Here is a 7046-nt window from a genome sequence, read left to right on the forward strand (position 1 = left end):
TTATTGCCGTGCCGCCCGAATATTGAAGGAAAGAAACAGAATGAATGAGTTGAAAAACGACCGCTACCTGCGCGCCCTGTTACGTCAGCCCGTGGATATCACACCGGTATGGATGATGCGTCAGGCTGGCCGCTATTTGCCGGAATACAAAGAAACCCGCGCCGTGGCCGGTGATTTTATGTCGCTGTGCAAGAATGCCGAACTGGCCTGCGAAGTGACGCTGCAGCCGCTGCGTCGCTATCCGCTGGATGCCGCGATTTTGTTCTCTGACATCCTGACCATTCCGGATGCGATGGGGCTGGGGTTGTATTTCGAAGCCGGTGAAGGCCCTCGTTTTTCCTCTCCGCTAACCAATCGCGCTGACGTAGAAAAATTGCCAATCCCGGATCCGGAAATGGAACTGGGTTACGTGATGAATGCGGTTCGCACCATCCGTAAAAATCTTAAAGGTGAAGTGCCGCTTATCGGTTTCTCCGGGAGCCCGTGGACGCTGGCAACGTATATGGTCGAAGGCGGCAGCAGTAAAGCGTTCACCAAAATCAAAAAGATGATGTATGCCGAACCGGCGACCATGCATCTGTTGCTGGATAAAGTCGCCGACAGCGTGATTTTGTATCTCAACGCCCAAATTAAAGCAGGCGCGCAGTCCGTGATGATTTTTGACACCTGGGGCGGCGTGCTGACGCCACGCGATTACCGCGAATTCTCCCTGAACTACATGCATAAAATCGTCGATGGCCTGATCCGTGAAAATGAAGGGCGCCGCGTGCCGGTTACGCTCTTCACCAAAGGTGGCGGACAGTGGCTGGAAGCGATGGCTGCGACCGGTTGTGATGCACTCGGTCTTGACTGGACGACGGACATTGCTGATGCGCGTCGTCGCGTGGGCGATAAAGTGGCGATTCAGGGCAACATGGATCCCTCCATGCTGTACGCCTCTCCGGTGCGCATTGAGCAGGAAGTAGAAACCATTTTGGCAGGCTTCGGGAAAGGTAACGGGCATGTGTTTAATCTCGGTCACGGCATCCATCAGGATGTGCCGCCAGAAAACGCCGGTGCCTTCGTGGAAGCGGTGCACAGCCTGTCGCGCCAGTATCACGAGTAAGACTGAAAGATGATCGACACGCGCGCGTTACGTGAAGAGCAGCGGATCCTGGCTGATCGCATAACACTGCAGGATCCGCCTGATTTCACCACTCCGACGTTGATTGCCGGCGTGGACGTTGGCTTTGAGCAGGGCGGCGATGTCACGCGCGCCGCGGTGGCGGTACTGCGCTATCCCTCGCTTGAGCTGGTGGAATATCAGATTGCCCGCGTGCCTACCGTGATGCCCTATATTCCCGGTTTCCTCTCCTTTCGCGAACTTCCCGCGTTGTTGCAGGCCTGGCAGCAACTCACGTCGAGCCCTGATTTAGTGCTGGTCGACGGGCAGGGGATTGCACACCCACGCCGTCTTGGCGTCGCCAGCCATTTTGGTCTGATGATCGACGTGCCGACCATCGGTGTGGCTAAAAGCCGTTTATGCGGCCAGTTTTTGCCTCTCAATGAGGCGCTGTACAGCCAGCAGGCGTTGTACGAGGGTGATGAACAGATTGGCTGGGTGTGGCGCAGTAAGCTACGCTGTAATCCATTGTTCATCTCGCCAGGCAATCGCATCAGCATGGAATCGGCGCTGTATTGGGTCGAACATTGTATGCGGCAATATCGTTTGCCGGAGCCAACGCGTTGGGCGGATGCCGTCGCATCCAATCGGGCAGCGTTTCAACGCTGGCAACGGTTGAGTGATGATCTTTAGGAATCAAGGAATAGGGATATTGATTTATTTCAGGTAAACTCCCGCGCAGAAAAGTTAACGAGATCAACTCATGTTACGTAATCCAATTCATTTACGTCTCGAAAAGCTGGAAAGCTGGCAACACGTGACGTTTATGGCGAGCTTGTGTGAACGCATGTACCCCAACTACCAGGCCTTCTGTCTGGAAACCGGGTTTGGCGAGCCGCAGGTTTACCGCCGCATCCTGGATCTCATCTGGGAAACGCTGGTGGTAAAAGACGCCAAGGTCAATTTTGACTCACAGCTCGAAAAGCTGGAGGAGGCGGTGCCTTCTTCAGATGATTACGACCTCTATGGGGTTTACCCGGCCATTGATGCCTGTATCGCATTAGGCGAATTGATCCATTCGCGTCTGAGCGGCGAAACTCTCTCTCACGCCGTTGCGGTAAGCGAAACATCGATTCGTACCGTCGCAATGCTGGAGATGACTCAGGCCGGTAAAGAAATGACCGATGAAGAGCTGAAAGTGATCCCAGCTGTCGAAGAGGAATGGGACATCCAATGGGAGATTTTTCGCCTGTTGGCTGACTGTGAGGAGCGGGACCTGGAATTAATAAAAGGGTTACGTTCTGACCTGCGTGAAGCCGCTGTCAGTAACATTGGCATAAATTTAGCGCAATAAGGCAAGAAAACGTGATTTAACGCCTGATTTGTCGTGCCTTAAGGCTTCACATCCGCACCCTGTCTGGTCTACATTTGGGGTGCGTAAAAAAAGTGGCTATCGGTGCGTGTATGCAGGAGGGTGCTGTCAATCGGCATATCCGTCGCACTCGATGCTTTGCAAACGATAAACACACTGTAAAGGATAACTTATGAACAAGACTCAACTGATTGATGTAATTGCGGACAAAGCTGATCTTTCCAAAGCACAGGCCAAAGTTGCTCTTGAATCTACTCTGTCTGCTATTACCGAGTCTCTGAAAGAAGGTGATGCTGTACAATTAGTTGGTTTCGGGACTTTCAAGGTAAATCATCGTAACGAGCGTACTGGTCGTAACCCGCAGACTGGTAAAGAAATCAAAATCGCAGCTGCCAACGTGCCTGCGTTCGTTTCTGGTAAAGCTCTGAAAGACGCTGTTAAGTAATTGCTTGCAGTGAAAAGAATAAGCGGAGGGGCCTTTAAGCCCCTTCAGTTTATCACCCCCAGACTGGTAGCAGGTTTACTGGTGCTTGGTCTGGTGGGTTGCAGTTCAAAAAACACCACCCCGCAGTTCTTCGCCAGTGGTTATGTTGCCGATCAGGGCATCAACCGCTTATGGCGCGAAAACAATGCGCAAAACCAACCTCAAACCATTCTCAACGTCTACAGCCCCTATTTTGGTGGCGATACGGTGATTACCCGATACGAATTTCAGGATGGGCAAGTCCACCTTGTCAAAGAAACCCATGCAACCAAAACTGATTTGGGCGTAATGCTGCGTTTCGATGAGGGCGGTAATGTCAGCTTTATGCAGCGGCAGCTTCCTGAACGACGGGAAAAATTATCCTCAGATGACATCGAACGCTATAAATATGAAGCGGCCAAAATCCTCGATGTCAGCAGCGTACTGCAGGCAGGTAATGTCCGGCTGATTCAGGCTCGCTGGCGGCAGGGTGTGATTACCACCTGCGCGGGCGAGCAGGTAACGCCAAATCTTACGGTGCGTTCGCAGGTCTGGCTGGCAAAACGGGCCAGCCGCAGTAATGATCACCTTGGTTTAGCCTGGCTGACCGCGCCGGAAGGCAACGAATTACTGTTAGTCGCCAATGAAGATTTCTGCAGCTGGGAACCCAAAGAGTCCGATCTCTGATTTCCCGCCGCAAAAGAAAAGGCACGCCGAAGCGTGCCTTTTTTGATCGTCAGCCGGTAAGCCAGATTTACTGGTTGCGCTCGCGGTCAATGGCGCGGTAACCAATGTCTTTGCGGCAGAAACTGCCTTCCCAACGGATATCTTTCGCTAAATCGTAAGCACGCAGCTGAGCGGCTTCTACGGTTTTACCCAGCGCGGTCACACACAGCACGCGCCCTCCGCTGGTGACGACAAGTTCGTCCTGCAAACGGGTGCCCGCGTGGAACACTTTACCATCCGGTACTTCTTCGAGCGGTAAGCCATGAATGACTTCACCGTTCTGATAGTCGCCCGGATAACCCCCGGCCGCCAGCACAACGCCCAGCGAAGGACGCGGATCCCATTCTGAGGTCTTATCACCCAGACGACCTTCAGCGCCCGCCAGACAAAGATCCACCAGATCCGAGCGCATGCGCAACATGATCGGCTGAGTTTCCGGATCGCCGAAGCGGCAGTTGAATTCGATCACTTTCGGCTGGCCATCAGCGGAGATCATCAGACCTGCATACAGGAAGCCGGTGTAAGTGTTGTTTTCAGCCGCCATTCCGCGCACGGTGGGCCAGATAACCTGATCCATCACGCGCTGGTGAATTTCATCAGTCACCACTGGCGCCGGAGAATAAGCGCCCATACCGCCGGTGTTCGGGCCGCTATCGCCATCCCCAACGCGCTTGTGATCCTGACTGGTCGCCATAGGCAGCACGTTCGTGCCGTCTACCATCACGATGAAACTGGCTTCTTCGCCATCGAGGAATTCTTCAATCACGATGCGGTGACCGGCGTCGCCGAAGGCATTGCCTGCCAGCATATCGTGAACGGCGTCTTCTGCTTCTTTCAGCGTCATCGCCACGATCACGCCTTTACCTGCCGCCAGACCGTCAGCCTTGATGACAATCGGCGCGCCTTTGCTGCGCAGATACGCCAGCGCAGGTTCGATATCGGTGAAGTTCTGGTAATCAGCACTTGGAATGTTGTGACGGGCGAGGAAATCTTTGGTGAAGGCTTTAGAACCTTCCAGCTGGGCGGCTTCCTGCGTAGGGCCAAAGATTTTCAGGCCAGCGGCGCGGAAAGCATCAACCACGCCAATCACTAGCGGCGCTTCAGGGCCGACAATCGTCAGACCGATGTCGTTACTTTTGGCAAAAGCCAGCAACCCGGCAACGTCAGTGGCGGCGATATCGACGTTTTCCAGCAAAGGTTCCAGCGCGGTACCGGCGTTGCCCGGCGCGACAAAGACTTTATCAGCCAGAGGTGACTGCGATGCCTTCCACGCCAGCGCATGTTCCCGCCCGCCGTTACCGATAATTAAAATATTCATTCGAAGACTCCGGATGAGCGGGCGCATCGCACCCGCTGAAAGAAATTAATGACGGAAGTGACGCATATCGGTGAAGAGCATTGCAATGCCGTGTTCGTTGGCGGCTTTAATCACTTCATCATCACGGATTGAACCACCCGGCTGGATAACACAGGTGATGCCTACCGCAGCGGCGGCATCAATACCATCACGGAACGGGAAGAAGGCGTCAGAAGCCATAACGGAACCTGCGACTTCCAGACCCTCATCCGCCGCTTTGATCCCCGCAATTTTGGCAGAGTAAACGCGGCTCATCTGGCCTGCGCCAATGCCGATGGTCATTTTGTCGCGCGCGTAAACAATGGCATTAGATTTAACGAATTTTGCCACTTTCCAGCAGAACAGGGCATCTGTGAGTTCCAGCTCCGTCGGCTGGCGCTCAGAGACGACGCGCAGCTCATTGGCATCCACCATGCCTAAATCGCGATCCTGAACCAGCAGGCCGCCGTTGACGCGTTTGAAGTCCAATGCTGCTTGCCGACCTTGCCACTGACCACAGGTCAGTACGCGGACGTTTTGTTTGGCTGCGGTCAGAGCCAGCGCTTCTTCGCTGACGGAAGGGGCGATGATCACCTCGACAAACTGACGGCTGATGATCGCTTTGGCGGTGTCAGCATCAAGTTCACGGTTGAAAGCGATGATGCCGCCGAAAGCAGACGTTGGGTCAGTCTGATAAGCGCGCTCGTAAGCGGCCAGGATGCTGTCGCCGATGGCCACACCGCAAGGGTTAGCGTGTTTGACGATCACACACGCAGGCTCCGCAAATTCTTTCACGCATTCCAGCGCAGCATCAGTATCGGCGATATTGTTATAGGAAAGCGCTTTGCCCTGAAGTTGAGTCGATGTCGCGACAGATGCCTCGCTGACGTTCTCTTCTATATAGAAGGCTGCATTCTGATGGCTATTTTCACCATAACGCATATCTTGTTTCTTTATATAGCTCAGATTCAGCGTGCGGGGGAACTGTCCGGAGGCCGTTTCGGTATCGCCGTGGTAAGCCGGAACCATGGTGCCGAAGTAGTTGGCAATCATGCCGTCGTAAGAAGCGGTATGCTCGAAGGCTTTAATGGCCAGATTGAAACGGGTCTCCAGCGTCAGCGAGCTGTTGTTGGCATCCATCTCTTCAATCACAGCTGCGTAGTCGCTGCTCTTAACGACAATCGCCACATCTTTGTGGTTCTTCGCGGCAGAGCGAACCATGGTCGGCCCGCCAATATCAATGTTTTCTACGGCATCTTCCAGCGAACAGTCGGTGCGTGCGACGGTTTGTGCGAACGGATAAAGATTAACGACCACCATGTCGATTGGCGCGATAGCGTGCTGCGCCATAATTTCATCATCTTTCCCGCGACGACCGAGGATGCCACCGTGAACTTTCGGGTGCAGGGTTTTGACTCGTCCATCCATCATTTCCGGGAAACCCGTGTAGTCAGACACTTCGGTGACTGGCAGGCCGGCCTTAGCCAACAGACTTGCGGTTCCGCCAGTGGAAAGTAATTCGACGCCACGCTGTGAGAGTGCCTGGGCGAATTCTACGATACCGGCTTTGTCAGAAACACTGAGCAGAGCGCGGCGGATTGGACGAGATTGTTGCATGGTGGTTGTATCCTTGGCTTTGGAGTCGCAATAAAGAGCGTTATCTGAATTCAATGACGCTTTTCTTCTCTCTATATAGAGCAATTTGCAGAAAAACGTGGGATCGCGCTCAGATAACTTCCCCTCGGCGACTGACTTTTCATTTATAACCCATAAAGGGCGGCGAAAACTGACGCGCGAAATTGTAGCGAAAACGATTGCGCGACGCTCGCAAAATTTCAGTTTCCTGTTCTTTTGTGGATAAATCTGTGCAAAACAGGGTATAAGCTGTGGGGTTGCTGTGTAATGCAGCAAACAGTGATTTTTCTTAAAATTACCCCTTGCGGCCTGCTCAGAACTCCCTATAATGCCGCTCCATCGACAGGGAACAACGTGAACAACATCACGAAGTAACCGGGTCGGGAAAGATTAAAAACAGTGGCATCCGGCG

7 protein-coding genes are annotated in these 7046 nt (G+C 53.5%); 5 read left to right on the top strand and 2 right to left on the bottom strand.

Going from position 1 to position 7046, the window contains the following annotated elements:
* The first annotated feature begins 40 nt into the window (after window positions 1–40).
* The 5 genes from hemE to AC0Z7K_RS23935 all read left to right on the top strand — a co-directional run bounded on the left by hemE (window position 41) and on the right by AC0Z7K_RS23935 (window position 3624).
* Window positions 41–1105: a uroporphyrinogen decarboxylase gene (hemE, locus tag AC0Z7K_RS23915; protein WP_485616208.1), complete on the top strand. Its 1065-nt coding sequence runs from the start codon at window positions 41–43 to the stop codon at window positions 1103–1105.
* A gap of 9 nt (window positions 1106–1114) precedes the next feature.
* Window positions 1115–1795 carry a deoxyribonuclease V gene (gene nfi, locus AC0Z7K_RS23920; protein WP_413531419.1) on the top strand — a complete coding sequence of 227 codons (681 nt, stop codon included), beginning with the start codon at window positions 1115–1117 and terminating at the stop codon, window positions 1793–1795.
* A 70-nt stretch (window positions 1796–1865) separates the two neighbouring features.
* Entirely contained in the window at window positions 1866–2456 is a 591-nt protein-coding gene (locus AC0Z7K_RS23925; RefSeq protein WP_112166712.1) for a YjaG family protein, read from the top strand.
* A 190-nt stretch (window positions 2457–2646) separates the two neighbouring features.
* Entirely contained in the window at window positions 2647–2919 is a 273-nt protein-coding gene (gene hupA, locus AC0Z7K_RS23930) for a nucleoid-associated protein HU-alpha (RefSeq protein WP_013577396.1), read from the top strand.
* A 51-nt stretch (window positions 2920–2970) separates the two neighbouring features.
* Complete coding sequence (locus AC0Z7K_RS23935) at window positions 2971–3624, top strand: DUF1481 domain-containing protein (protein WP_485616214.1); 654 nt, start codon at window positions 2971–2973, stop codon at window positions 3622–3624.
* A 67-nt stretch (window positions 3625–3691) separates the two neighbouring features.
* Here the strand turns inward: AC0Z7K_RS23935 and purD are convergent, their stop codons facing one another.
* Both purD and purH read right to left on the bottom strand, forming a co-directional pair.
* Window positions 3692–4981: a phosphoribosylamine--glycine ligase gene (gene purD, locus AC0Z7K_RS23940; RefSeq protein ID WP_485616209.1), complete on the bottom strand. Its 1290-nt coding sequence runs from the start codon at window positions 4979–4981 to the stop codon at window positions 3692–3694.
* 45 nt (window positions 4982–5026) lie between these two features.
* Entirely contained in the window at window positions 5027–6616 is a 1590-nt protein-coding gene (gene purH, locus AC0Z7K_RS23945; RefSeq protein ID WP_485616210.1) for a bifunctional phosphoribosylaminoimidazolecarboxamide formyltransferase/IMP cyclohydrolase, read from the bottom strand.
* Window positions 6617–7046 lie beyond the last annotated feature (430 nt).

The sequence above is a fragment of the Rahnella sp. 1L-D-7-B-C2 genome, assembly GCF_057290995.1.

What these genes read in the sequence shown, in the direction of transcription:
- AC0Z7K_RS23925 (WP_112166712.1), top strand. Translation starts at nt 1,866, where the DNA reads ATGTTACGTAATCCAATTCATTTACGTCTCGAAAAGCTGGAAAGCTGG.
- purD (WP_485616209.1), bottom strand. Translation starts at nt 4,981, where the DNA reads ATGAATATTTTAATTATCGGTAACGGCGGGCGGGAACATGCGCTGGCG.
- hemE (WP_485616208.1), top strand. Translation starts at nt 41, where the DNA reads ATGAATGAGTTGAAAAACGACCGCTACCTGCGCGCCCTGTTACGTCAG.
- nfi (WP_413531419.1), top strand. Translation starts at nt 1,115, where the DNA reads ATGATCGACACGCGCGCGTTACGTGAAGAGCAGCGGATCCTGGCTGAT.
- purH (WP_485616210.1), bottom strand. Translation starts at nt 6,616, where the DNA reads ATGCAACAATCTCGTCCAATCCGCCGCGCTCTGCTCAGTGTTTCTGAC.
- hupA (WP_013577396.1), top strand. Translation starts at nt 2,647, where the DNA reads ATGAACAAGACTCAACTGATTGATGTAATTGCGGACAAAGCTGATCTT.